Here is a 24,896-nt window from a genome sequence, read left to right on the forward strand (position 1 = left end):
CCTGACGGTCAAAAACCTTACAATTGCCAAGTTTATGCTTTCGATATATTCTTGTGATATTCGTTCAAAAATGATGGTAACTGCATGTTTTTAGATTATTTTGCACTGGGATTGCTCATATTTGTTGCCCTGGTTCTGTTTTACGGCATCATTGCCATCCATGATATTCCTTATGAGATAGCCAAAGAAAGAGAACATCCCCATCAGGATGCGATCCATTATGCCGGTTGGGTCAGTTTATTCACTTTACATGCACTTTGGCCATTTTTATGGATTTGGGCCACCCTCTGGCGTAAAGAGCGCGGTTGGGGATTTCAGCAGGTTCATGAAGAGCAGATATTGCTCCAGTCGCAAATCACCAAAATGGAAGCTCAGATTCAGCAATTACAAACAGAACTCTCCACACTGAAACATCCCCACGCACACGCAGATACAGGCACCAATCCCGGTGAAAATCAGACCCATGAGGGCAATCAATAATGGAAACACTCCTGGTACTCTCATACGCGGCAATCTGTATTTTCATTTTTAAAGTCTTTCGGATCCCGCTGAATAAATGGACGGTCCCCACTGCGGTTCTTGGCGGAATATTTCTGGTCGGGGCACTCGTCCTCTTTATGAACTATAACCATCCCCACAGCAGCTTTGGGGGCGAGTATTTTGTCAGCACACCGATCATGCCGAATGTGCGTGGCAAGGTGATTGAGGTCCCGGTGAAACCTAACTCGCCGCTACAGGAAGGCGACGTCCTCTTTAAAATCGATCCCACGCCGTTTCAGGCCGAGGTGGATCGGTTAGAAGCGCAACTCGCAGAAACAAGGCAAAATGTGCTGGGGCAGGAAGCGTCCTATAAAGCAGCGATGTCAACCCGAGTCAAAGCGCAGGCTGAACGGGATCGGACCTATCAGCAATATCAACGCTATGCTACAGGTTACAAACGGGGTGCGTTTACCAAAGCTGATGTCGATAACCGGGAGCAGTTCTATCGCAGTGCTGAAGCAGCCCTAGAAGCTGCCCAAGCCGAAGAACGCCGGGCAAAACTGGCTTATGAATCCAATATAAATGGCGAAAACACCAGTATCGCTCAGATTCAGGCGCAATTGGTCAAAGCCAGATTCAATCTGGACTCTACCGTCGTTCGGGCGCCTAGCAGCGGTTTCGTCACTCAGGTGCTGCTCCGTCCAGGAATGATGGCCGTGCCTTTGCCGCTTCGTCCGGTCATGACGTTTATCAACACGGAAGACGAGTTCATTCTTGGCGCATTCCGCCAGAATTCCCTGCTGCGTCTGCAACCGGGTTTTGAAGCCGATGTGATCTTCCGGGCGATACCGGGCAAAGCGTTCCGAGCCGAAGTCGTCGATGTATTACCGGCGATTGGTGAAGGTCAGGCACAGGCGCAAGGCGTCCTCTACGGCTCAGACATGCTCATGCGTCAGGGTCGCCCTTTGGTTCGCCTGAAGATGATCGACGACATCAGTGAATACAAACTGCCTTTAGGGACCAATATGGAAATCGCCGTCTATTCAGATCATGCACACCATCTGGCGGTGATGCGGAAAATCCTGATCCGCATGAAGAGCTGGCAGAATTATCTGTATCTGGATCACTAATCCCATCCCGATCCCGCAAGATGAAGCCTGCCCGCAACGGCGGGCTTCATTCTTTTTCGACCGAAGACGGAACAGACTGGCGCTGGGTGAGCATCTGGCGAACGCAATCCATCATCAGGAAAGCCACAGCGACCCAAATACAGAGATACGTCGGCCATTCTCCGTCTGCGATGGTTTCCCCAAGCAGTAAAGACACAATCACCAGCAAGACCGGCTCCACATAGCTCAGCAGACCAAACAGACTGAAGCTCAGTAACCGACTCGCGACGATATAACTGCCGACAGCAAAAGCGCTTAAAATTCCCAGCCCCAGAATCAGACCCATGAGGTGCGGATGCGCAGAGAAAATGCTCAGACTTTCATGCTCGATGAACAGCCACCAGAATGCCGGTGGAATCATCAGGGCCATATCAAACCACAAGCCGCCCAGACTGTCCGTCTTTAACTGGCGGCGCAACATGAAATAAGCCGGGTAACCAATGGCCACCACCAGCGTCTCCCAGTAAAGCCCACCCGACAGCCAGAGCTTGTTGGCAACACCGATCACAGCAAACCCAACGGCGATTTTCTGCAACCCGCTCAGCCTGTCCTGATAGATCAATCGCCCCATCACCACCATCACCAGCGGCATCATGAAATAGCCTAAAGACACAGGTAACGCCCTGCCATTGATCGGCGCCCACAAAAACAACCAGAACTGAATACCCAGCAGCAGCGCCGATAAAGGCACGCCAATCCAGAGCAACGGACGCTGACGCATCCTGCTCATCACTTCACGAACCTGACGCCACTCTTTACGCATCAGTAAAAAAACACTCAGAAACGGCAGTGTGAATAAGAGCCGCCAGCTGAAAATCGCTTCGCCATCGAGAGGGGTCATCCAGGTGGCGTAGTAGTACATACTGCCAAAAAGGCAGGAGGATAAAACAGAAAGAAAAACACCTTTACCCACATCGAACTCCTGAACTGCTGCGGATCCAGAATGGAAAACAGCGGCCATCATAGCGCACATCAGTCCCGGATGACTGCAGAACATCCGGCTTCCGATACAGGTTGCAGACGCAGGATTTTAGTCGAGCGACTTTTTAAACCGCCAGGACGCCACCAGCAAACCCAGCAGGGTAAATCCAAACAACCATAAGGCATCTTGCCAGAGCTCGCTCAGATTCGCCCCCCGAAGCACAATGCCACGGATGATGCGCATGAAATGTGTCGCGGGCAGCACTTCGGCAATCCATTGGGCGGCAACAGGCATGCCTTCATAAGGAAACATAAATCCGGACAGCAAAATAGAAGGCAGCAAGATAAAGACCGTCATTTGCATTGCCTGTAACTGCGTCTGCGCGATGGTCGAAATCACCAGTCCCAAAGTCAGGCTGGCAGCAATAAACAGCAGTGTTCCCCAAAGGATCTGCGACACAGGGCCATTGATTGGCACGGCAAAAATGAAATGGCCCAGCCCGAGGATAATCACCACCTGAATCAGGCCGATCACAATATAAGGTGCAATTTTAGCCAGCATGAGCTCCAGTGACCGGACCGGCGTCGTAATCAGCAATTCAAGATTACCCCGTTCTCGTTCCCGGACGATGGCTGCCGATGTAAACAGGATCATCGTCATGGTCAGAATGACGCCCAGCAGGCCCGGCACAATATTCACCGCCGTGCGTCGTTCGGGGTTAAAGTAGAGCGCCACCTCGAAGCTGGGGGTCATTACACTGGACTGATTGGCTTTATAGTCTTTCACCAGATGTTGCACCGGCATGTTCTGTAATTGCAGCAACGCCGAACTGACCATGGTGTCTGAGCCATCCACCAGCCACTGACCCGCTTCTCGCTGCTGTGCCAGCCGCTGATCCAAGTCCCGGGGCAACACCAGTACACCGCGCACAGTCCCGGCGGTGATCGCCGCTTCTCCGTCCTGTGGGGTGGCGAAGCTCTCCACCACGGTCACCACTTGTGTGGCTTTCACCGCTTCAATGATGATCCGGCCATACTGAGACTGGCTCTGATCCACCACAGCCACCGGGATATTGCGGACATCAGTATTAATCGCAAATCCAAACAACAGCAGTTGAATCAAGGGAATCATCACCACCATCCCGAACGTAATGCGATCCCGGGACAACTGACGAAACTCCTTCACCAGAATGGCTTTCATCCGGATACTGCTTGCAAGTAACTTCATGGTCTGCACGTTCCCGTATTGGTCACGAACACATCTTCCAGGCTCGGCCGCACAAGGGACAGTTCGGCGTCAGACAGCTCTGGCAGTTGTGCACTCAACCAGGCAATCGGATCAACCTCATCCGTTCGCACCAGCACCCGAAGCCGTATACCCAGCTGTGCTGCAGAAACCACGCCCGGCAAAGCCAGTACCCGCTCTTTCATCTGTCTCAGGCCTGACGCCTCAATCTCGACCACATTGACGCCCATGCCAGCCATCAGCTCACTGGGTGGGCCATCCGCTTTGATTTCTCCGGCTTCCATAATCGCCAGCCCATGGCAGCGCTCAGCTTCATCCATGTAATGCGTGGTGACCAGAATCGTCGTTCCCTGATCCGACAGGTCAAACAGCTGCTCCCAAAAGTCCCGTCTGGACTGCGGGTCCACTGCAGAAGTTGGCTCATCCAGGAACAGTAAATCAGGCTGATGCATGACAGCCGCGGCCAGTGCCAAACGTTGTTTTTGCCCGCCACTCATACTGCCGACCCTGCGCTTCATCAAGGCATCAAGATGGTAAGTGTCTGCCAGCTCTGCGATTCTGGGCTTCATTTTTCGCGACGACAAACCATAAATCTGTCCAATGAATTGCAGATTTTCCTGTACCGATAAATCTTCATAAAGCGAAAATTTCTGCGTCATGTACCCGATTTTCAACCGAAGTGCCTCAGCCTGTTCCGGGATGGGTAATCCCAGCACATCAATCTTGCCATCGCTGGGACTCAGCAGACCGGTCAGCATCCTGAGTGTGGTTGATTTACCGCAACCATTGGGTCCCAGAAATCCGTAAATCGTGCCTTTCGGGACATGCAGATTGAGCTGATTGACCGCAGTAAAATCACCAAACCGTTTGGTCAGCCCCGTCGCTTGGATGGCAAAATTACTCAAGTGGCATCTCCACCTGAACCGGAACACCGGACGGTAAGTCGCTGGCTTCTGCAGGGAGATCAAATTCAGCCAGATAGACCAATCGGGCCCGGTCATCTTCATTCAAAGCATAATAAGGTGTGAACGCAGGTTCTGTCGCAATCCAGCGCAGCGTACTTTCATAAGTTTGGTCGTGCCCGTCAATATGAACGACGGCGGTCTGACCGGGTTGTAGCAAAACCCGGTAAGGCTCGGGCACATAGACTCTGGCATAAGGACGGGTGTCGGCCTGAATCACCGCAACAACAGCATTGACCGGTACCCGTTCCCCCAGATTATAGGGCAGACTGTCCAGAATACCGTCGCGGGTCGCCACAACGGTTAAATCACTCAAAATTCGCTGCTGTAATGCAACACTGGCGGCAGCCGCTTCCAGTTGCGCCTGCGCCTGCTGAATATCTTCCGGCCGCTCACCGCGTGTCAGTTTCGTCAGATTCTCCTGCGCGGCGGTCACCGCTGCCCGCGCCGCATCCCGTTCGGCTCTCGCATTGTCCCGCTCGGCAACACTAATCAGCTTCTCGCGCACCAGAGCCTGACGCCGCACATAAGTTTTCTCGGCATACATGAAACGCGCACGGGCCTGATCCAGCTGAGCTTTGGCGGCAGCAATATCCTCCACCCGCTCGCCATTTGTCAGCCGTAACAAATAAGCTTTTGCCTGTGCCTGCTTTGCTTTTGCCTGTGCAAGCGTTGCGGCCTGGCGTGTCGAGTCCAGTGCCACCAGAATGTCTCCCGCCTTCACCGGGGTGCCTTCAGCAACCGGAAGTGAGCGGATAATTTCGTTTGCAGTTGCGCTCAGGGTAATCCTATCCCGCTCCAGAGTACCCAGAGCCTCGGATGACACAGAAGCATCGCAACCGGCAAGCAGCAGCGCCAAAGCAACCAGGATTGTGTATGAGAAAGCATTCATTGATGAGCCACTCCATAGCAGATACGCATCAAATCCTAATAGACAATCACTGAACTTCAATGCGTTAGCACAAGTATTGTGTATTTTTTTGCCCAATGCCGTCGTTTTTGGCAACGATGCAGGCATATGCCATCTGGGAATCGATCCCGATCCAGAACTTTTACAGTAAATTCAACTCTTTCGGGCCTTCCCCCTTGTACTGGCTTTGAAAGCCTTTAGAATGAGGCCGCAATGAAAAACACCTCAATACCCGCATCGAGTAAAACATTTCTCTGCATATCAAGGGAGTATCATGCCACTGTTGGAATATCTGCGCTGGATCGCTTTTACCATTTTCCTTTTATCCAGTAAGACAGCCATTTCTGCCAGCTTTACAGACAGTTTGGGGAACACCATCGAACTGGCTGCGCCACCTCAGCGAATCGTCACGCTGGCGTATGCATTTACTGACGCACTGGCTGCCATTGATATGACCCCTGTGGGCATCGCCGATGATCATGATCCGCAGAATCTCCATCCGTCTGTCCGGCGTCAACTTCAGCATTGGGTATCCGTAGGGACACGCACCGCACCAGATTTAGAACAAATCGCTGCCCTGAAACCCGATCTGATCATTGGCGATGTCAATCGTCATCAGGCCAGTTACGCCACCCTGAGCCAGATAGCGCCCACCGTCATGCTGCCTTCCCGGGGGGAAACCTATGAAGAAAACCTCGCCGTGGCCGCACAGATTGGGACTTTAGTTGGTGAAGAGGCGCGCATGACCGCCCGGTTACAGCAACACACCGAGTTCATGCAGCAAATGGCTTTACAACTGACACCATTCAACTCGCAGCGGATCTTATTTGCGATTGCACTGGAGAGTGGGATCTATGCTTATTCGGATTCTGCTTATCCGGGCGGGGTATTGAAAGCGGTCGGTCTGCAAGTCCCCGAAAGCGTTGGTGCAGATCATCGTGCGCTGCAACAGCTCAGCCTGAATGAAATGACCCGCATTAACCCGGACATTCTGCTGTCTGGCGATATGGGTGAAACCAATGTCCTGCAACAATGGCAGCAGGATCCAATTTGGGCAAATCTGAATGCCGTCAAACAAGCCCGCATCTACACCGTTGACGGAAATTACTGGGCCCATTGCCGCGGCATGCTGGCCTCGGAGTCGATGGCGGATACCTTACTCAATACACTGTCCGCCCCCGCACTGATGACCACCAGCGTCCAGTAATGATTGACCGAGCGTGCAACGCAGGAACTCAACCCGGCAAGATGGCCTGAAGCCAACAATACAGTCCGCATCCAGAGATATTGACAAACATCACGATTCCGAAAAAACGTTCAGAATCTGGTTTCACATGTGATAGCTTAATTCATCAAAGTGCTTATCCATTGGTGTCACTGTGAAACTCAAGCAATTGAAAAACTTCCTGGTTGTCTCAAAAACGCTCTCTTTCAGTGCCGCGGCAGAAGCGACCTTTCTGTCCATTCCCGCGATCTCAACACAAATCAAAGCACTGGAGGAACATTTTGGCTTCAAACTGTTTGACCGAAACCGGCGTGGTCTGTCCCTGACGCCAAAAGGGGAACAAATTATCCCGCTGATCAACGAGTTTATTGAAGCCACAGAACGACTTGAGAAAGAGATCTATAAAATTCACAATGAAGGTGCAGCGTCCATTACGCTCGCCCTCAACAGCTCATTACCCAATGCGATCTCTGAGAACATTTTTAATGCCGTCCATTCCTACGACAAGATCAGTGATATTGAACTGAGCTATTCCGAAACCAGTGACAACCTGAAAAAACTGGAAGAAGGAACCGTGGACGCGGCGGTCATCATCGGTGAACCCAAACCGCTGCGGCTTGACTGTCATCCGATTCATCTGGGTGAAGTTTCCGCAGTGCTGGCCTGCAGTCATGAGAGTAAAATCACGGATATTGACAGCATTCGCGATAAAATTATCAAGCCTTCGGCCGATTGCCCTTTCTACCGGCTTTACAGAAGTATCGATTCCAAAGAGACGGATGGCACACTCTTTGTCCGGAACAACGTTTTATCCGGCAGTGAGCACTTTACGATTCAATTGATTGAAACTACCAATGCCATTGGCATTGTCTCGAAAAGTAATGCCATCAAGCACCGATTATTTATTCTGGACGAATTTGAAGAAAGGCTGCCCTCGTATTTACTGATTAATAAAAACAAGGTCAGCCAGTCGATCATCGAGCAACTGAATACATCACTAAATCAAGAAATGTTCGATAAGCATGTAACACACTACGCCCGACACTACTGAGACGATCAGATTTCTGGTGGTATAAGCAATGATGGCGGTTGGAATAAACGCCAGAAAAGACGGATTCGAAAAGCTCAAACTGCCGTCGACAACGACCATATTCGGGATAGTAATCACGCTGATCAGGGATACCGGTAAAAACTCGATACAGTCTTTCAACCATTTCGGCCAGATTTTGGAAGGCACATGCAACGGCAGGACCCGAGGTAAATAGGTCACGGCAGCCATCAGAATGATCGTCAGCAGAATTATCTTTTCTTCAGGCATAACCCAACTCCACAACCTGCAAATGTCGCGATGAAAATACTCAGTTTCGAATCCATCAACATCATGAGCAATATCATGACGGCAACAGAGGCAAGCATCACAATCACCTTGTCCAGGCGATTTGCCAGTGACGACAATACAAAGATCATCATGGCCGTTAATGCATAACTCAAATCAATCGTGATGAATGATTCAAAATAATACGCGGTCAGCGATCCCAGGAGTGCGCCAAGTACCCAGAATAAATGGCAGGATGTATTGAACATCACAAAGTATTCAGGTGTTGTCTCGGGTTTATCGATGGAGGTGCTGTGATAAGCAAAAGACTCGTCCGTCAACCCATAGCCATAGAGCCATTTAAAGGATGGACTGAACCGGCGCTTTTCGAACTTCTCTGATAAATACAGAGACATCAGCATGTGTCTCAAATTAATCAGAAAAGTCGTCGAAACAATGGTCAGTACACTCGCTCCGCCGGTGACCAGGGCTAGAAATGCAAATTGCGCCGCACCCGCGTACACAACCAAAGACATCACTGCGGGCACCCACAAGGGAAGCCCGCTATTAATGCACATTAACCCGAACACAAAAGAAACCGTAAAATAGCCAGCCACGATTGGGCTGGCATCCCGAAATGCACTTCGTTCCTTTCTTGTAAGCGTTAATTCTGGATTCATAAACGCTCCTATATATCCATTTCAAGCGTGACTTCATCGCTTGTCTGGTTCAATCCCTGCTTGGTCCAGAATTGCAATCCCGCATCATTGTTTTTATGAACAAACAGGAACATGCGATGAATGCCTTTTTGTCGCAGAACCGATTTCACATGCGAAACCAATTGACTGGCAATACCGAACTTCTGAAACATTGGATCGATGGCCAGATGATTAATCGTGGCGCGGCTTCCCATCAAACCGCCCATCACCACGCCCACAATGTCATCTTCTGCTTCTGCCAGAAACACAACCGACGTATGACTTTTCAAAATGTTTTGCGTTGTCGCCAAGTCCTGCCAGGGACAAAAAGATACTTCGGGAAACTGATGAAAAAACTCAATAATACCCGCCGCATCCGACTCAGTCGCTGCTCTCATTCTGATGTTATCCACGCTGACATAGTTCAGAATTTCCGGACTGTCGTTCAGCTGGACTCTATCGAACCGTGTCATATTCAGATCCCGGTAAAGAAAATGAGATCGCGATAATTTGTCGGTAGCCTCCGGTTTCCGGATCGACCGTTCTGGCGGGAGTCACGTAGTGAAACATTTCCCGGTCGAAAAAGAAGGTGGTATCCAGAATATCGGTGTATTGCACGGTGATCAGCTCATTTTTATCGGCATCATAGAGTTTGCTGTAAGCACCTTCGACATTCTCTCTGCCCCAAAAGTGGACGGCGCTGTACGGATAGCCGTCACTGTGAATACCTTCCGGGGTGATTTCGGTTTCTTTGCCAGCTTCGATTTCGATTCGGATCTGGTGAATCTGACATTGCCAGACTCGGTCACGAAACTCTTCCGGCAGGGTTTTCGCATAAACTTCAAAGTCTTGCTGAATCAGAGAGCGCAGCACGGGTGAGTGAAGGACTTCTTCACCAAAATCTTCGAAATGACGCTCTTTACCACCGACATAAGCGTTCATTTCTTCCGACTGAAAGTAGGGACGATGTTCTAACGGGCTCAGCTCATTGGTCGCAGGATTATAGTTAAAATCACTGTAGCGACGATAACGGCTGGCCTTCCCTTCGTTGCCGAAGTAGATGTCGCCCCCCATTCTCTCCCATGACTTTGTCAGCGAAAAAAAGTCATCAAAATTGCCTGACAAAACAAAATCACTTCCTTTCACAAACGAGAACTTTTGATCCCTCAGTTCTGCAGTGACATCCTTGTTTAAACGAATCATTCTAGCCTCAAACGTTGTTATATGTTCTGTTAGTCAGCAAAGGTTACTGATACTTTCATTAATCAGGTAACGCATTTTTTTAAGATGGTTTAAGTTTTTTTTAAAGCAGATTTCAACCCGCTCAACAACAAACCAAAAAGCTCAATAAACACACGAATGTATTCCCCCAAAAGGACTCCTTTTTGATCCAGCCGGGACCTGTACCCGGCTTCGATTCAGAGGGAACATGATTTCAGTCATCTTCTTTCATGAATGCAACATCGACAGACCTCAGGAAAATATGATGGCGTTTATTCAATCGCCGCATCAGCACACAAAGAATCACGCAGGGAATGAAGACAATCGGACGTGGCATGATGACAGACAATACCAGAGAGAATAAAAACAGAGACACAATTACGGGCACTTCTGTCAAATAAATGGCAATTCACCTCTGACGAAAATAAAACCTCACCCCTCAATCAGAACATTCAAATATAGCAATTAATAAAATACCGTTCATGATGAAATCAAACGGTTTATTTAAAATTCAGAATATGCTGAATTTTATCTGATTGTAAATAAATCAACGCTGAAGAACCCCCGCCAATAGGGCGTTGCAAATGGAAAAGTTAATTCTCAAAGAAAACAAACGAAAGTGATAAAAATATACGTAGACTTTAAACACTTGTTTTGCTAGCTTCATCATCATAATAAAACATAAATCACTACTTCTTTATCACTAGAGCGTAGGATGATTCGAATACTTATTCGTTATTAGCTTGCGAAACTATTGGTATTCATGCGTCATTCATTGGCGTCAAAGAAGAGGAGTATATTAGTTGATAATAAATTAGTTATCAGCCGATATATTCACCTGTATCCGACATTGTTGGATATGAAGAGGGAACCTGAGCAAACCTGTTCCTCCTTTTTTATAAGGAAATCTCTATGAAAAAGAACAAACTTTTTGCACTCGCTGCATTACCACTTTTAGGGATGTCATCTTTCGCCAATGCGACACTATATGGTGATTGCATTGCATCGGGTGATCCACTGGTTGATGCCAAGTTCGGTGGTTCTTACACCAAAGACGTGGACGATTCCTCTCAAAAACTTGCGGCTTCAACGCTGAAAGGTTTCCTGAATGTTCAGGGTCGCAACAGCTGCCTGCGGGTTGAAGGGGTTGCGGGCATTGACGGTCATCTTCTGAATAACGACATTGAGGTGGCTTCTGTCAAAGCTGGTGCAACAGCGACCAACGAAGCACAGTTTGGCGTGGATGGCCATGTGAATGTCATGGGCACGGACATCATTTCTCAGGAATACACCCTGTCGACTGAAGACGGCGCACCTCTGAAAAAAGATCTGCCGATTCTGCCGATTCCTGATTTAGGTCTGTATGCCGGAATTCCGCTGGGTCCAGTGATCCTCGACGTGGGTGTTGGGGTAAGAACCAAGCTGAACGTCGCGCTGGAAGCCGGTTATGACAACCTGGAGCTGACAGCAAAAGCAGTCCCGAATGCGGACGTCAAAGGATTTGCTGAAGCTTCTGCCCGTATCCTGTTGAATAAAATCTCTCTGGGTGGCGAAGTGGATGTGATCTCTGATGATCTGGCATTCTCCACTTACGCGCGCTGGGAAGCGGCACAAAACGGATTCGGATTTGGTTACGGCATCAAGAACACCGCAAATCTGGCCGGTGGTAATATCTACGGTTCCGTCAACGACAAGCACAAGCTGACGATTTACGAATGGCCTGGCTACACCTTCGAGAAAACACTTGCTGAAGGCAGTACCTTCCTGCCAGTGAAATAATCTCAGGGTTCCCCTTCACTCCCCGCACCTCTGGTGCGGGGAGCTCCATTTGTCATGAGTCAAAATGCTATGAAGAACAAGTTCCTAATCCTGTCGCTGATCGTCTGTGCTGTCGCCGGTGCTGCCTTTTATTCATGGATGTCAACCGACGATGTCTCCGGCACGCCTCAGACGGCCGCTGCGCTGACGACAGAAATCCAGGCCACGTCATCTCCACAGGATCCGATGCCAGTCGGACTTCAGGTGCCCCCTGTCCTACCGTTATCGCAAAAAAAACGACCGGGACAAGATTACAGCAAACTCAGCTACGCAATGCTCTATCAGGGTGACATTGCTTTTTCTGCTCCTGGCACACAAATCGAACAGACCATCCACTTTTCAGTGGCAGGTCAGCTGGTTCAGTACCGGCAAATTCAGGACACCGGCATTTACCACCTTCTTCGGATGACCGCGCCTGAAGTTTCGGCCACCATTGGTCAGCAACCGAATCCGGAAATTGTCGCTGCGGTGAAATCGCAAATGCAAACAGGGATAGAGATGCTGACAACGCCAGAAGGCGAAATTCTGGAAGTTTATCTGTCAGAGCCCCACTCAACGCTGAAATCAATGGAAACTGTCGCTTTCCTGATGCAAAACATTGTGCCAGAGTCCATCAGCACCCCTGAGCAATGGCAACGTTCCGAACAGGATTACAACGGCGAGTTCACCGCATTTTACAGCCTGAAAAAAGAAGACACAGGCACCGACGTTTACCAGTTATTCAAACAGCGTGAACTGGAAAAGGCCCTGTATGATCAGGCCCGGGGGCTGGAGAAACAACTGACCGCAAGCTATACCTTCAGCCATGAGGCCAGTTGGAATCAGGCCCACCGCTTCCTCAATTCCCTGTCTGTGGATGAAGAAGTCCGCCATCAGATGAACAATGTGCCGCTGGCCAGCAGCCGGAACCAGCTCACACTGACGCTGAGCGAATGGTCCCCTCAGGTGAGTGCCGAAGATCTGGCGCTGATTCAGCAGGTACAGGCGCAACGCAGCATTCAATTATCAGCTGCAGAGGTATTTCAGTCGGCCACGGGCAATCGTACGGCACGCGACGGCAGTGTCATGAATTCGGACGATGCGAATGCAGAGACCGAGGCTGACGCACAGGCGAACCGGGTTTCTGCGGAAGCCGCTTATCAGGAAATCCAAGCCTTATACGATGAAATGCTGGCTCTGGATGGCCTGGAACGCGTGAAGGCAGAAAATCAGCTCAGTACACTGTTGCAGGATTTTGCCCGTACCTATCCGGACCAGCTGGATTTAGTGACCGACGATCTCAGGCAGTTCAGTCCGCAGGAACCGGGATTCAGTCTGTATCTGAGTGCGCTGAGCACCGTCTCCAGCCGTCCGGCACAGGATGCGATGCTGACAACGCTGAATGCCCGGATGAATGAAAATCAGGCTGCGGCCTCGATCATGGCAGCCTTAGCTCTCTCGCCTCAGGGAAATACCCTCACCTTCGAGCGCTTCTCCAATATGGTCGATCGCAGTCCGCTGTCTGACAATCTGTCGGCGAACGTCGATCTGGCGAAAAGTGCCATGGTACAACGCATGGGTGTTGAAGATACGGCGACCGCAGATCAGTATGTCGCTTCACAGCTGCAAAAGCTCAAAGCTTCCGAGGATACGTCCGCCACAATGCATCAGCTGACCGTCCTGGGGAACATGGGCCAGTACCTGAGCTTTTCGGATCTGCAGCAATACACGGAGCAGCCCAACGAGACGATCCGCCAGCAAGCCACGCACGCTCTGCGCTTTGTGCCGGGGAATGATGCAACCAGCTACCTGATGGATACACTGAAGGATGGTGGGAACAGCGCAACACGTGAAGTCGCCGCGAACTCACTCAGCTACCGCTCGCTGGATAACAGCACACTGACTCAGATCCAGCAGCAGATTGACGTCGAGCAGAATCAGCAGATTAAAGAAAGACTGCAAGGGATCGTGGATAAATACGCCACGCCGGAGATTGCTCAGCAATCACATTGACTGGGATTGAATCTCTGCAAAGACCTGTGCCAGACAATCAGGAGAACCCTGATTCCGCTTGATTGTCTGGCATCACTCAGACTTCCGACACCAATGGCAGCCCTTCAGGCATGCGTTTTGGAATCCGGATACTCACCGTCAGCGCCATCGGTTGCGACTGGGTAAACTGCAAGGCATAGCCATTCTGGTGGCATAAGTTCTCTATAATTGATAATCCCAGCCCAAACCGTTCATTGCTGGTCCGCGACGCATCTAACTGAAACAGTGGCCGGGTCAGGTGCTGCAGCTCTGTCGGTGTCATCCCATGATTCAGATGATTTGTCACTGCCAGCTGATATCCCTGCGCTGTCCTCTCCCACTGCATTTCAACCTCACTTCCGTCCGGGCTGTAATACATTGCATTATCAATCAGGTTCGTCAGGATGGTTTCTAAACTGAACCGATCGGCCAGACAAGGCTCAGTCTCCTCACACTGCACTTGCAGCCGCTGCTCGATATCCGGGTATTTAAAGGCCAGATCCTGTTTCACCTGAGCAAAGAGATGGCACATCGCCAAGGGCTCTATACTGACATTTAATGCTGCTGACGAGGTCCGTTGCAGTAACAGTAAGTTTTCAACGATTTTCTTCATCCGTTTCGAGATATTCAGCATATCCTGCGAATAGGTTTTACTGATGCGCTCATCTTGCGGAAAGCGGAGATACACTTCACTTAAAGCGATCATTTCTGCCAGTGGTGTTTTCAGCTCATGGGCAATATCACCGGAAAGCCGTTTTTCATTCTGGATCAACGCCCGGTTGCTTTGAATGAATGCATTAATTTCGCGCCGAATCGGCTCAATTTCTTCAACCGCTTTCACCGGGTCGGCCAGTTGCGCTGCTTGCTGATAGCCCTGTTCCTGCTGGCGGAAGTGTTTCAAATCTTCATTTAATTGCTCAAGCGGCTGCAATCCTCGCTGGATCAGGTGGACGGTAATGAAGCGCATCACAACAATGGCCAGCAGGAAGCAACCAATCAGCAACCCATCGACAATCCACAACAAACGGTTTAACCCTTGTGCTGACTCATAAATGGTCAGCGAGAGCGGAATGAGCGTATTCGTGTCACTTCTCGGTGAAAAAAAAGACATTAACGCACGCCCAAGGTTCCCATTGGGCATCGTCACCGAGACCACTTTATCGGTCCCCAGCGGAATCTCTTCTTTCATCAGCTCCTGCTCAGGGTACGCCGACAGGGTGGCAGAGCGTTGAATGCTATGCCCATCTCTCCAGAACTGAAAAAAATGCGGATCATCCTGATTTTGGTATTGCGGTAAAAAATCATAATCCAGATCGAAAACAACCTGACCGTCAACAATGGCGACCTGCGACTTGAGATAATTGGCCTTGTTGATCATCGACTGTTCAAATTGTGACTCCACCCAACCATCCAGCCAGAGATCAACCGTCAGAAATACGATGAACAAAATAGTGCCGACAACCAGCGAAACGGAATTCACCAGATTCTTCTGAATGGACACCGTTGAACGGCTTTTCAGCCTGGCCCGAAGGGATGTAAACCAAGTCATGTTGTCTCCCATCATCAACTACAGCTGGGCCACATAGCCAAATCCACGCTTATTTTTGACCGGCAGGTTCCCTGACAAAACACGAACTTTCCTGCGGATCGATGAAATATGAGCCTCGATCGTATTTTTCGACAAATGATCAAAATGACCCACAACGGCCTCGCTGATTTGCTCCACATTTACCACCCGGTTGGGTGAACTGAACAGACACTGCAGAATCTTGAATTCATTCGGCGTCAGATCAATCGAATGTGCCTGATAAGAAAACGTTTTTTCGACCCGGTTGAGACAGAACTCTCCCAAACGCAAACACGGGTCTGCTTGCTCAACGTTACCACGGCGCATCACAGCCAGCACCCGCGCATGCAGTTCATCAAAAGAAAAGGGTTTCGTCAGATAGTCATCGGCACCCTTCATCAGCCCGTCCACCCGATCGACCGTCTCGTTCTTTGCCGAAAGAATCAGCACCCGGGCAGGATTTTTTTGCTTGCGTAATGCGTGGAGAATCTCCATCCCGCTCACGCTGGGCAGCATCAGATCCAGAATAATCAGATCGTAAGCGTTGTTCAGGGCCATACTCAGTCCCAGAGAACCATCGCCGGTATCGTCTGTGGTAAACCCGAGATGATTCAGACCCACAACCAGACTGCGTCGTAAGGGTTCGGAATCTTCAATAATCAATAAATTCATATCATCGCCAGAAGAAGAACGCTGAGAAATAGCATACGCCAGTTTTTGTTCAAAGGGAGGGGTCCGGGCCAGATGTTCCCGGACGCTGCTTCGCATGATGCATGGTTCGGAGCACTGAGTCTGGTGCCATCCCGCCATTATCATCCGCATGTCCCCTTTCATTGCGCAGATGCCCCCACGCATAACCAACAGCATAAGCCGAATTCAGGCTCAGATCATTGAGCAAGTGATCACTGGAAAAAGCCACCAAAGCCGGACTCACAGGTTTGTGCGCCAGAGTTCCCCGAGCACAGAGTACGAGTATGCATAGAAACATCAGTTGCACGAACAACTGTGACCACCTGAACGATGTGCAGACCGGATACCAGATCTTCTGAAACACCTGCCCCAGACCGTGTCCCACAATCATCAACCCCATCAGCGTCAATGTCACTGCTGACCAATAGCTCCCCATCAGCACCGAAAAAACTTCTTTGGGGGAAGCCAGATAATCAATCAATTGCAAGTTTGGACGCAGGCTGTACTCAAGCATAAAAGTCGGGGTAATACCTTCAAAAAAAAGTAAGAGTAAGCTGCCTGATATCAGATAGATCTTGAGCGGGATTCGCATCCGTTGCTGCTGAGAAAACAAAGTCGTCAGACAGACCAGCAAGAGTACGGGCAAGAATAAATATCCCAGCGTCGACAGATCAATCCGTAATCCGCCCCGAAATATTTTTTCATAATCGCTGGCAGCAAATACTCGCGCGCTCTGCCAGATGACTAACATGCAGCGCGACAAGTTTAAAATAAAAAAATCAATCCCGATAAATACCAACACTGGATAGAGTAAACCCAACCGTATTTTGATGCATTCTGAGCCCCGCATCGTTTTCTTACCCCCCATGTGTCTCCCCTCAAAAAAGCCGCACCCTTCTGAACACCCGGATGAAATCCTGCCTGGTTGACAATCATTACAGTCACATCATGTTCAGACACTAAGCAGAAATCTTGCAGGATTGTGTCACATCGAGTGCCGGATCTTTGATATCCGTTTGCACCCCGTACAGACCAAGCAGACTGTGAAAAAAAGCATCATGCGTCAAACTGGCTTGCTGTGCTTTTTGCCTCAGACAGTGCGCATCCAATCCTTTCTGTCTCGCATCATTGTCGGGTAACCATAATAACCAGGGCACTTGGGTTTGCTCTCGTGGCGCAATCGCGTACGGCGCCCCGTGCAAATAGAAGCCTCCCTCCCCCAGCGACTCTCCGTGGTCGGAAATGTAAGTCAGCATGACATTGTATGTGTCGTCCACATGGATGAGCTGTTGAATCACTTTCGCGAGAATAGAATCGGTATACACCAGGGTATTATCGTAAACATTCCTGATTTGCTGATCGGTACAGTTTTCAAGGTCGCTGCGGTTACAGGCTGGCTGAAACGGCGCCTGTTCCTCCGGGTAGCGCTGCCAGTATGTCGGTCCGTGGCTGCCAATGGTATGGAGCACCAAAATTTTGTTCCGGACCTCTCCATCAATAAACGTTTGAGCGTCATGCAACATCGCTTCATCAAAACAGGTTGTACCGTTACATGCCTGATTTTTCAGATCAGGATTCACTGTGCGATAAGGCAGATGTTTCGCAACCCCTTTGTCTCCCCCATCATTATCAACCCAGAGGACATCGACACCGGCATGCTGCATCACATCCAACACGTTATCCTGTGTCTTGGCTCTGGGTTCATTGTATTGCGTCCGGGTTAAACTGGAGAACATACACGGCACGGACAGCGCAGTATAAGTGCCGCAGGAAGATACATCCCGGAAAGAAATCAGCCCCAGATTTTCTGTATAGGGATTGGTATTCCTCGGATAACCGTTATAGGCAAAGTTCATCGCTCGGGCGGTTTCCCCCAGAACAACCACCATCAATGTAGGTTTGCCATTGCGGGCAGGCAGAACCCGGGCATCTTCACCCTGAAATTGATAAGCAAGCGGTCGGCTCAAATACTTTTTCTCTAAATACCGATACCCGCTATACACCTGCGCCGGAATAATCATCTTATTCAGGTAATGGTTGTTCCGTCCGACAGACGCATAATCTTTATAATGGGTTGCTGCAATCAACCCGATACCGGCAATTGCAACAATCAACACCGCCATTCTGGCGCAAATGGCGACCATCCAGGATCGGTGGGGAACAATCTTCACCATGCACAAAAGCAAACAAGGCACCCCGCCAAAACCGACGAAGTAAAGAAGGGATGCCGGATTCATATAGAAAGAGATTTCCGAGGCATTGGTTTCGAAGACACTTTCCATCATGGTGGTGTCAAACAGTACATTGAAATTCACTTCTGCATACAATGCGGCGGCTGAGGACAATAGCAGCAGACACATCACCGGCTTCAACAGATAAGGCCAGGCAATAGCAGAAAAAAGAATCAAAAATGCACAAATCAACAGCACAGGTGCCGTCCAGGGAAACCCGCTGTTTGAGACATCCGCACTGAGCATGAAGATTTTCTTCAGCACCGGATAATTCATGACCGTCCCAAAATAAACAGACAGGATGATCACTAATCCTGTCAGGGTCACAGGTATACGAGGCACAGAAAAATGGCTGATTTTGAGCATGATAACTATCTTGATGGCGGTTCATACTCAACATCTTGGAAGAGAAAACTGAAGAATAACTGAAGAAAGGCTGATTGTTTGCTGAGACCTGCTTAGCCGATTCAACACAAACCATGAAGACACATCCGGATGACAACTGAAGCTGGACACGAATACGGCTTATCCTAACAGCCGGTAAAGCATCTTCACCTTACCGGCTTGATCAGAAATTTACCTTAATGCTTTATTTCCATCGAACTCACTCAGGTCTGATTTTCGGCTTCATGCAGTGCCACCAGCTTTAAATCTTCCGCTTTTACATCGGTAAAGCTCTGGCGGTTTGCCACACGTTGGACATAACCCATCATCACCGGATCCGGTTCAACCAACCCGAAAGACGTACAGAATTCAAGTGCATTTCCCCACAGTAAATCCAGTGCGGTAAAACGCTCCCCCAGAAAATAAGGGCCCTGACGCAATTGTTCGATCAGTGCCTGTTGCACCGTTTCATAATCGCTGTAAGGGCTGACAATGCGATCCTGCGGTACCCATCCCATGGCTTTGTCGCACACTGCCGGTTCATAACAGGCCGCGTAATACAACATCCAGCGCAGGTAAGGGCCACGCAGCGGATCGTCCAGTGCCGGTGCGAGATTTCCGATTGAAAATGTATCCGCCAGATAGATATAAATTGCAGACTGCTCCGTGATTAACGCGCCGCGATACATCACCGCCGGCACTTTCCCAAGTGGATTCACAGACAAATAGTTTGCCTGCCGGTTCTCTCCGGCCAGCATATTCAGCACATGAAGATGAAATGGCACACCCAGCTCTTTAAGCAGAATCAAGACACTCGCCGAACGAGATTGCGGCGCATGAAACAGTACAAGTTCATGTTTGTGATGTGGCATGGAATCAGACATTGGTATTTCCTCTTGTGATGGCAATGAAGACAACTTTAGAAGAGAAACCTGTCAGATTTTGTCAGGTTTTATTTTTAATTTATCCTGATTGTACTTCTACATCACACAGGGCGATTTTCATGCGTGCCAGCCGGCTTCTGACCATTTTGATGACACTCCAGTCCCGCGAGCAAGTCAGCGCGGCAGAACTCGCCCGCGATTGCCAGGTATCGGTACGGAGTATTTATCGCGACATCGACAGTTTGAGTGCGCTGGGCATCCCTGTGTACAGCGAACAGGGAGCCCGTGCCGGTTACCGGCTGCTTGAAGGCTATCGCACCCAGCTCAATGGATTCTCGAAACAGGAAATTGAAACGCTGTTCATGCTAGGTTTGTCCGGGCCGATGCAAGAGTTAGGGCTGGCACCGGCAATGTCTGAAGCCAGACTCAAATTACTGGCAGCGATTCCGGCCAACCTCCGCAATCATGCAAACAGGTTTCAGTCCTGTTTTTTACTCGATACCCCGGGCTGGTTTACTGAGAAAGAAACCGTAGGCTCGCTGCCACAGCTGTTCAGCGCTATCTGGCAGAAAAATTCCGTCTCGTTCGATTATCAAAGCTGGCGCGGCAGCAGCGAACGGGTTGTCGATCCACTGGGCATGGTTTTAAAAGCAGGCACCTGGTATCTGGTGGCTCAGTCAAACACGCAGGTCAAAACCTATCGGGTCGCCCGCATTCAGGATCTGAAAATACTGAATCAGTCTTTTGAATCCGACACCTCCTTCGACTTATCCGCATACTGGCAGCAGAGCAATCGCCAGATGGAAGCGGCGCTCTATTCCAATACCGCCGAGATTAAACTGACTGCGAAAGGACTGCGGATGCTGCACAGCCTGAGCCCGCCTTATGTCCGGCAACACACACAAATTGGGCAAACCGATGAAACGGGCTGGACAACCGTTGTCTTACCTTCTGGCCGGACTGAACAGGCCGTGGTGGAAATGCTCAGATTCGGCCCGGACGTTCAGGTGCTCCAGCCAGAAGCGCTGCGGCAGGCCATGAAAACTGTGATTGAGGCGATGTCCCAGTATTACATTGCCACCTGATAACGTCTGACCTCAGGGTCTTCAAGAGGAGCGGGGTTCCCCGCTCCCGGATTGGACTTACTTCGTGGTATATCCCCCGTTGACCAGAATCGTCTGGCCTGTCATCCACCAGCCATCCGAGACCATAAAGACAACCCATGGGGCGATATCTTCAATATCAGTCAGACCCGTTTTCGAGAACGGTGATAGTGCCGCAGCGGTTTGATGATAGGCCACCGCTTCTTTTTCTTCCGCCGGATAGAAGAAAGGAGTATCCATCGGGCCAGGACCAATGGCTGTCACCGAAATCCCCCGCGCCCCGAATTCTTTCGATGCCGCACGAGTAAAGTGTTCAACCGGGGCTTTCAACCCTTCATAAGCGGCATAAAACGGCGTGTAAGCGCCCAGCAGCGACGTCACAATGGTGCAGATTTTACCGTTGTCGTTCACATGCTTTCCGGCTTCCTTCAGAAAAAAGAAAGCCGTTTTTACGTTCACGGCACAGGATTGATCAAACACAGCTTCTGTCACTTCCGCCATCGGCTGCTTCACAACCATGCCCACAGTGTTAATCGCAATATCAGGGCGGCCCACAGCCGCCGTGGCGTCATTGAAGAGCTTCTCCATCGCCGACGCACGGGTCAAATCGGCCTGAAACGCAACCGCTTCTGCCCCGGCTGCCTTCACCGCAGCCAGCGTTTCCTCGGCGGCAGCACGCGTTGCATCACTGTGATAGTGAATGGCAACCGCTTTCGCACCTTTCTGAGCAAACTCACGTGCCAGCAATCCACCCAGATTTTTTGCGCCACCCGCAATCAAGACCACTTTACCTTCAATACTATTTCTAGACATGAGCTCTCTCCCTATTTCCATGTGAATCACAACATTGGATGACTATAGTGAGTGATCTACACTAGATAAATCCGAAAACCTGACAGGACCTGTCGGGATATCCGAACAATCACAGAGGTTCAATGGACAGAATCCAGCAAATGGAAGTCTTTATACAGGTCATGGAAAGTGGCAGCTTTACCAAGGCCGCAGATGCATTAAACATGCCCCGCTCGACCATCTCAACGGTGATACAAACACTGGAAAATCGGCTGGGTGTTCAGCTACTGCACCGAACCACCCGCCAACTGACCGCAACTCAGGACGGCATGCGTTATCTGGAAACCGCCAACACCCTGATTCAGCAGTTCAACGCAACAGAGCGGATGTTCCAGTCTGAACCCCACCAGATCCAGGGGCGACTGCGCATTGATATGCCCAGCCGGATTGCACGTCGCATCGTGATCCCAGCGCTGCCTGAATTTTTGTCTCTGTATCCGCAGCTCAACATTGAACTCAGCATGAAAGACAGAATGGTGGATCTGGTTGCAGACGGTGTGGATTGTGTCATTCGGGTGGGTGAATTATCAGACTCAGAGCTGATCTGCCAAAAGCTTGGGGATTTGGAGGTCATCCACTGCGCCAGCCCCGGATATTTGGAAGCGTTTGGTATCCCGGAGTCTATTGATGATCTGAGCCATCATCACCTGATTCATTATGCGATCCAAATGCCGGCACAACCGGCCAATCTGGCCTACCAAACCGATGGGGAATGTCTCTCGGTTCCCATGCAAAGCCGGATCACGGTCGATAACGCGGAAGCCTATATCGCCAGTGCACTGGCAGGGATGGGCATCATTGAAATTCCAAAATATGATGTGCAGCATTTACTGGAAAACAACACGCTGCGGGAAATTTTACCCGACAGCAAACCCGGCCCCCTCCCGCTTTCGTTTTTATATCCAAGCCGGAAAAATTTATCTTTACGTGTGGATGTCTTTCGCGCCTGGATAAGCCAGCTTCTGGCAACGACCTGTTTCAACCAGGCCTAGACCGTCTGGCGCGCTTCAGGCGCTCGCCGGATCCCCCGCCCCAGCCTGCGCCAGTAACCATGCTTTCCACTGCAACTGACCGGGCGTTTCGTGCTGGCCGTGCAGCCTGGTCAGCCAGTAACCGCCTTTGTGCAGATAGATGTCGAATGGCTGCACCAGTTTTTCTTCTGCAAGCTGCCTCTGAAACATCGCAGGCGGTGCCAGCGCGACCCCATAGCCCTGCATCGCGGCTTCGACCATCGCGATGGAGGAATCAAAAACGATGGCACTCAGTTTCGCTTTCGGCACCACAACTTTGGCTTCCTGCAGCCATAGCTGCCATTCATCCGGCTGATAAGAACGCAATAAGGTATGATTCAGCACATCTTTCGGCGCCGTTATCGTCCGTCCGATGTCCGGCGGACACAGCGCGGTCAACGGGGCAGGAAAAAGTGCTGTGGCTTCGGTGGCATGCCAGCTCCCTTTCCCGAAACGAATCAGATAATCCAAACCTTCGGCCACCGGATCGGCTTTGTTGTTATGGGTTGAGATACGCAGGTCAATCAGGGGATAGCGCGCCTGAAAATCCGCCAGACGAGGCAGCAGCCAGTTCACGGCAAATGTGCCGACAACGCCCACAGAGACGACTTCTCTGCGGATTCCCTGCATTAACATGTCCATTGCCTCAGACAGGTTTTCAAACGCCCCTTTCACCACAGGCAGCAGCATGATCCCTTCTTCCGTTAAATTTATCCCTCTGGACTGACGGATAAATAAAGATACGCCCAACTGCGCTTCGAGCATTTTGACCTGCTGACTCACCGCAGCCTGGGTGACACACAGTTCGACCGCCGCCTTAGTAAAATTCAGATGCTTTGCCGACACCAGGAAAGCACGCATCGCATTCAACGGTAAGTGGGTAACATTCATTTCCAGACCCTAGATTTTCTGATGGCTCTTCTTAGATTTCGCACATTGTGCCTCAAATGAACTCACTTTAATATCCGTCTATCACCCCGGGGTTCCGAACAAAATCATTCACGTTTAACCGAGTCAGAAGTCACCATGAAACCTATCCTCTGCAATCCAAGAACATTGATCTTATCTGCCCTGTGTCTGCTCTCTGCCGCGGCACCGGTCCACAGCCAAACCACGACCGACCCGGTCAAGCAAGTCGTTGAGCTGGAGGCAGCAAGACTGATGGATGCTTATCAGATTCCGGGCATGGCTTTCGGCATCACCATCCGTGGCAAAGCACATTACTACAGCTATGGTCTGGCCGATGTCCAGCATGATCTCCCCGTCACAGAACACACGATTTTTGAACTGGGTTCAGTCAGTAAAACCTTTGCCGCAACGCTGGCCAGTGATGCCCAGCGTCAGGGCAAGCTGTCGTTTGACGATCAGGCATCGGCATACCTGCCCGAACTGAAAGGCAGCGCCATCGGCGACACTGCCTTAATCCAGCTGGCAACCTATACCGCTGGCGGATTACCCTTGCAGTTTCCAGACACGGTGACGAATCACTCGACCATGCTGGACTACTACCGCCACTGGCAGCCCGCATTTCCGGCCGGAACCCGCAGGCAATATTCAAATCCGAGCATTGGCCTCTTTGGTCATATTGCGGCACTGAGTCTGGGAGCGTCCTACGCTACGCTGATGGAAAGCCGCATCCTGCCGGCGCTTGGCATGACCCAGACCTTTGTGAAAGTCCCCGCTTCCAAGGAGGCTGACTACGCCTTCGGGTACAACGCCGCTGGCGAGGCGGTTCGGGTGACTCCCGGCGTACTGGACGCCGAAGCCTATGGCATAAAATCGACGGCTGCCGATATGGTGCGGTATATCGAAGCTAACGTCGGGACGGCACAGGTGAGCCCCGCAATGTCGCAAACGCTGGCCAATACCAGAATCGGGTATTCTCAGGCCGGTCCGCTGACCCAGGGACTGGGCTGGGAAATGTATGCGTATCCGGTGTCGCTGGACACCTTGCTGGCAGGCAATGCAACCGAGATGATTCTCAACCCGATGCCGATTCAGGCCATTGCTGATCCAAAGCCACTTCCGGCACAGATCTGGGTGAATAAAACCGGCTCAACCGGCGGATTCGGTGCCTATGTCGCGTATATCCCTGCTGAACAAACCGGCATCGTGATTCTGGCCAACAAAAATTACCCCAACGCCGAACGCATCAAAGCGGCCTATGCGATCTTAAAAGCTGCCACGCAGTAATTCTTTC

24 protein-coding genes are annotated in these 24,896 nt (G+C 50.5%); 9 read left to right on the forward strand and 15 right to left on the reverse strand.

The window, feature by feature from the left end; translation table 11 throughout:
• Nucleotides 1-84 precede the first annotated feature (84 nt).
• Complete coding sequence (locus tag Q4579_RS02535) at nt 85-480, forward strand: DUF3302 domain-containing protein (RefSeq protein WP_303561371.1); 396 nt, start codon at nt 85-87, stop codon at nt 478-480.
• Entirely contained in the window at nt 480-1,610 is a 1,131-nt protein-coding gene (locus tag Q4579_RS02540) for an HlyD family secretion protein (protein WP_303561373.1), read from the forward strand. Before Q4579_RS02535 ends, Q4579_RS02540 begins: the two co-directional genes overlap by 1 nt.
• 46 nt (nt 1,611-1,656) lie before the next feature.
• Here Q4579_RS02540 and rarD read toward each other — a convergent pair whose 3' ends face one another.
• From rarD to Q4579_RS02560, 4 genes are all read right to left on the reverse strand, one after another.
• On the reverse strand, nt 1,657-2,562 hold the full coding sequence (rarD, locus tag Q4579_RS02545) for an EamA family transporter RarD (RefSeq protein ID WP_303561374.1): 906 nt from the start codon (nt 2,560-2,562) through the stop codon (nt 1,657-1,659).
• Between the two features lie 117 nt (nt 2,563-2,679).
• Entirely contained in the window at nt 2,680-3,798 is a 1,119-nt protein-coding gene (locus Q4579_RS02550) for an ABC transporter permease (RefSeq protein ID WP_303561376.1), read from the reverse strand.
• Entirely contained in the window at nt 3,795-4,721 is a 927-nt protein-coding gene (locus Q4579_RS02555) for an ABC transporter ATP-binding protein (protein WP_303561378.1), read from the reverse strand. The genes Q4579_RS02550 and Q4579_RS02555 overlap by 4 nt, the downstream gene beginning before the upstream one ends.
• Nucleotides 4,714-5,670, reverse strand: coding sequence for an HlyD family secretion protein (locus Q4579_RS02560; protein WP_303561380.1), 957 nt, complete (start codon nt 5,668-5,670; stop codon nt 4,714-4,716). Before Q4579_RS02560 ends, Q4579_RS02555 begins: the two co-directional genes overlap by 8 nt.
• A gap of 292 nt (nt 5,671-5,962) precedes the next feature.
• On the opposite strand from Q4579_RS02560, the gene Q4579_RS02565 reads away from it, so the two are divergent.
• Together Q4579_RS02565 and Q4579_RS02570 are read left to right on the forward strand one after the other, a co-directional pair.
• Nucleotides 5,963-6,895, forward strand: coding sequence for a Fe(3+) dicitrate ABC transporter substrate-binding protein (locus tag Q4579_RS02565; protein ID WP_303561382.1), 933 nt, complete (start codon nt 5,963-5,965; stop codon nt 6,893-6,895).
• 172 nt (nt 6,896-7,067) lie between these two features.
• Nucleotides 7,068-7,964, forward strand: coding sequence for a LysR family transcriptional regulator (locus Q4579_RS02570; RefSeq protein WP_303561384.1), 897 nt, complete (start codon nt 7,068-7,070; stop codon nt 7,962-7,964).
• On the opposite strand, the gene Q4579_RS02575 is transcribed toward Q4579_RS02570, so the two are convergent.
• From Q4579_RS02575 to Q4579_RS02590, 4 genes are read right to left on the reverse strand one after another with little or no spacing between them, the layout of a single operon-like run.
• Nucleotides 7,911-8,231 (reverse strand): AzlD domain-containing protein, encoded by a 321-nt coding sequence (locus tag Q4579_RS02575; protein WP_211645835.1) that lies wholly within the window; start codon nt 8,229-8,231, stop codon nt 7,911-7,913. The two genes, Q4579_RS02570 and Q4579_RS02575, sit on opposite strands and share 54 nt — an antisense overlap.
• On the reverse strand, nt 8,213-8,908 hold the full coding sequence (locus Q4579_RS02580; protein ID WP_211645836.1) for an AzlC family ABC transporter permease: 696 nt from the start codon (nt 8,906-8,908) through the stop codon (nt 8,213-8,215). Before Q4579_RS02580 ends, Q4579_RS02575 begins: the two co-directional genes overlap by 19 nt.
• A gap of 8 nt (nt 8,909-8,916) precedes the next feature.
• Nucleotides 8,917-9,399, reverse strand: a complete 483-nt coding sequence (locus Q4579_RS02585) for a GNAT family N-acetyltransferase (RefSeq protein WP_303561387.1) — start codon at nt 9,397-9,399, stop codon at nt 8,917-8,919.
• Nucleotides 9,383-10,129 (reverse strand): 2OG-Fe dioxygenase family protein, encoded by a 747-nt coding sequence (locus Q4579_RS02590; protein ID WP_303561389.1) that lies wholly within the window; start codon nt 10,127-10,129, stop codon nt 9,383-9,385. The genes Q4579_RS02585 and Q4579_RS02590 overlap by 17 nt, the downstream gene beginning before the upstream one ends.
• Before the next feature lie 930 nt (nt 10,130-11,059).
• Between Q4579_RS02590 and Q4579_RS02595 the strand changes: the two genes are divergently transcribed.
• Both Q4579_RS02595 and Q4579_RS02600 read left to right on the forward strand, forming a co-directional pair.
• Nucleotides 11,060-11,926 carry a hypothetical protein gene (locus Q4579_RS02595; protein WP_303561390.1) on the forward strand — a complete coding sequence of 289 codons (867 nt, stop codon included), beginning with the start codon at nt 11,060-11,062 and terminating at the stop codon, nt 11,924-11,926.
• A gap of 54 nt (nt 11,927-11,980) precedes the next feature.
• Nucleotides 11,981-13,957: a HEAT repeat domain-containing protein gene (locus tag Q4579_RS02600; protein WP_303561391.1), complete on the forward strand. Its 1,977-nt coding sequence runs from the start codon at nt 11,981-11,983 to the stop codon at nt 13,955-13,957.
• 76 nt (nt 13,958-14,033) lie between these two features.
• Here Q4579_RS02600 and Q4579_RS02605 read toward each other — a convergent pair whose 3' ends face one another.
• The 5 genes from Q4579_RS02605 to Q4579_RS02625 all read right to left on the reverse strand — a co-directional run bounded on the left by Q4579_RS02605 (nt 14,034) and on the right by Q4579_RS02625 (nt 19,731).
• Complete coding sequence (locus Q4579_RS02605; protein WP_303561393.1) at nt 14,034-15,524, reverse strand: cell wall metabolism sensor histidine kinase WalK; 1,491 nt, start codon at nt 15,522-15,524, stop codon at nt 14,034-14,036.
• Between the two features lie 18 nt (nt 15,525-15,542).
• Nucleotides 15,543-16,214, reverse strand: a complete 672-nt coding sequence (locus Q4579_RS02610; RefSeq protein WP_303561394.1) for a response regulator transcription factor — start codon at nt 16,212-16,214, stop codon at nt 15,543-15,545.
• A gap of 49 nt (nt 16,215-16,263) precedes the next feature.
• Nucleotides 16,264-16,983 carry a hypothetical protein gene (locus Q4579_RS02615; protein ID WP_303561396.1) on the reverse strand — a complete coding sequence of 240 codons (720 nt, stop codon included), beginning with the start codon at nt 16,981-16,983 and terminating at the stop codon, nt 16,264-16,266.
• 208 nt (nt 16,984-17,191) lie between these two features.
• Entirely contained in the window at nt 17,192-18,829 is a 1,638-nt protein-coding gene (locus Q4579_RS02620) for a phosphoethanolamine transferase (protein ID WP_303561398.1), read from the reverse strand.
• 242 nt (nt 18,830-19,071) lie between these two features.
• Nucleotides 19,072-19,731, reverse strand: a complete 660-nt coding sequence (locus Q4579_RS02625) for a glutathione S-transferase family protein (protein WP_303561400.1) — start codon at nt 19,729-19,731, stop codon at nt 19,072-19,074.
• Between the two features lie 119 nt (nt 19,732-19,850).
• Here Q4579_RS02625 and Q4579_RS02630 point away from each other — a divergent pair, with 119 nt between their 5' ends.
• Entirely contained in the window at nt 19,851-20,816 is a 966-nt protein-coding gene (locus Q4579_RS02630; RefSeq protein ID WP_303561401.1) for a YafY family protein, read from the forward strand.
• Between the two features lie 57 nt (nt 20,817-20,873).
• On the opposite strand, the gene Q4579_RS02635 is transcribed toward Q4579_RS02630, so the two are convergent.
• Nucleotides 20,874-21,647, reverse strand: coding sequence for an SDR family oxidoreductase (locus tag Q4579_RS02635; RefSeq protein ID WP_303561402.1), 774 nt, complete (start codon nt 21,645-21,647; stop codon nt 20,874-20,876).
• A 122-nt stretch (nt 21,648-21,769) separates the two neighbouring features.
• Here Q4579_RS02635 and Q4579_RS02640 point away from each other — a divergent pair, with 122 nt between their 5' ends.
• Nucleotides 21,770-22,678: a LysR family transcriptional regulator gene (locus tag Q4579_RS02640; RefSeq protein WP_303561404.1), complete on the forward strand. Its 909-nt coding sequence runs from the start codon at nt 21,770-21,772 to the stop codon at nt 22,676-22,678.
• Between the two features lie 15 nt (nt 22,679-22,693).
• Here Q4579_RS02640 and Q4579_RS02645 read toward each other — a convergent pair whose 3' ends face one another.
• The gene (locus tag Q4579_RS02645) at nt 22,694-23,587 is read right to left on the reverse strand and encodes a LysR family transcriptional regulator (RefSeq protein ID WP_303561406.1); all 894 of its coding nucleotides are present in this window, start codon (nt 23,585-23,587) and stop codon (nt 22,694-22,696) included.
• A 135-nt stretch (nt 23,588-23,722) separates the two neighbouring features.
• Between Q4579_RS02645 and ampC the strand changes: the two genes are divergently transcribed.
• A complete protein-coding gene (gene ampC / locus Q4579_RS02650) occupies nt 23,723-24,889 on the forward strand; it encodes a class C beta-lactamase (RefSeq protein WP_303561408.1) in 1,167 nt (388 codons plus the stop codon).
• Nucleotides 24,890-24,896 lie beyond the last annotated feature (7 nt).

Source organism: Photobacterium sp. 1_MG-2023 (assembly GCF_030547945.1).
Taxonomy (GTDB): domain Bacteria; phylum Pseudomonadota; class Gammaproteobacteria; order Enterobacterales; family Vibrionaceae; genus Photobacterium.

Bases quoted from the DNA above. Each gene is read 5' to 3' on its own strand.
- Q4579_RS02535 (WP_303561371.1), top strand. From the start codon at position 85: ATGTTTTTAGATTATTTTGCACTGGGATTGCTCATATTTGTTGCCCTG.
- Q4579_RS02540 (WP_303561373.1), top strand. From the start codon at position 480: ATGGAAACACTCCTGGTACTCTCATACGCGGCAATCTGTATTTTCATT.
- Q4579_RS02550 (WP_303561376.1), bottom strand. From the start codon at position 3,798: ATGAAGTTACTTGCAAGCAGTATCCGGATGAAAGCCATTCTGGTGAAG.
- Q4579_RS02560 (WP_303561380.1), bottom strand. From the start codon at position 5,670: ATGAATGCTTTCTCATACACAATCCTGGTTGCTTTGGCGCTGCTGCTT.
- Q4579_RS02565 (WP_303561382.1), top strand. From the start codon at position 5,963: ATGCCACTGTTGGAATATCTGCGCTGGATCGCTTTTACCATTTTCCTT.
- Q4579_RS02575 (WP_211645835.1), bottom strand. From the start codon at position 8,231: ATGCCTGAAGAAAAGATAATTCTGCTGACGATCATTCTGATGGCTGCC.
- Q4579_RS02580 (WP_211645836.1), bottom strand. From the start codon at position 8,908: ATGAATCCAGAATTAACGCTTACAAGAAAGGAACGAAGTGCATTTCGG.
- Q4579_RS02585 (WP_303561387.1), bottom strand. From the start codon at position 9,399: ATGACACGGTTCGATAGAGTCCAGCTGAACGACAGTCCGGAAATTCTG.
- Q4579_RS02590 (WP_303561389.1), bottom strand. From the start codon at position 10,129: ATGATTCGTTTAAACAAGGATGTCACTGCAGAACTGAGGGATCAAAAG.
- Q4579_RS02595 (WP_303561390.1), top strand. From the start codon at position 11,060: ATGAAAAAGAACAAACTTTTTGCACTCGCTGCATTACCACTTTTAGGG.
- Q4579_RS02600 (WP_303561391.1), top strand. From the start codon at position 11,981: ATGAGTCAAAATGCTATGAAGAACAAGTTCCTAATCCTGTCGCTGATC.
- Q4579_RS02605 (WP_303561393.1), bottom strand. From the start codon at position 15,524: ATGACTTGGTTTACATCCCTTCGGGCCAGGCTGAAAAGCCGTTCAACG.
- Q4579_RS02610 (WP_303561394.1), bottom strand. From the start codon at position 16,214: ATGAATTTATTGATTATTGAAGATTCCGAACCCTTACGACGCAGTCTG.
- Q4579_RS02615 (WP_303561396.1), bottom strand. From the start codon at position 16,983: ATGTTAGTCATCTGGCAGAGCGCGCGAGTATTTGCTGCCAGCGATTAT.
- Q4579_RS02620 (WP_303561398.1), bottom strand. From the start codon at position 18,829: ATGCTCAAAATCAGCCATTTTTCTGTGCCTCGTATACCTGTGACCCTG.
- Q4579_RS02625 (WP_303561400.1), bottom strand. From the start codon at position 19,731: ATGTCTGATTCCATGCCACATCACAAACATGAACTTGTACTGTTTCAT.
- Q4579_RS02630 (WP_303561401.1), top strand. From the start codon at position 19,851: ATGCGTGCCAGCCGGCTTCTGACCATTTTGATGACACTCCAGTCCCGC.
- Q4579_RS02635 (WP_303561402.1), bottom strand. From the start codon at position 21,647: ATGTCTAGAAATAGTATTGAAGGTAAAGTGGTCTTGATTGCGGGTGGC.
- Q4579_RS02640 (WP_303561404.1), top strand. From the start codon at position 21,770: ATGGACAGAATCCAGCAAATGGAAGTCTTTATACAGGTCATGGAAAGT.
- Q4579_RS02645 (WP_303561406.1), bottom strand. From the start codon at position 23,587: ATGAATGTTACCCACTTACCGTTGAATGCGATGCGTGCTTTCCTGGTG.
- ampC (WP_303561408.1), top strand. From the start codon at position 23,723: ATGAAACCTATCCTCTGCAATCCAAGAACATTGATCTTATCTGCCCTG.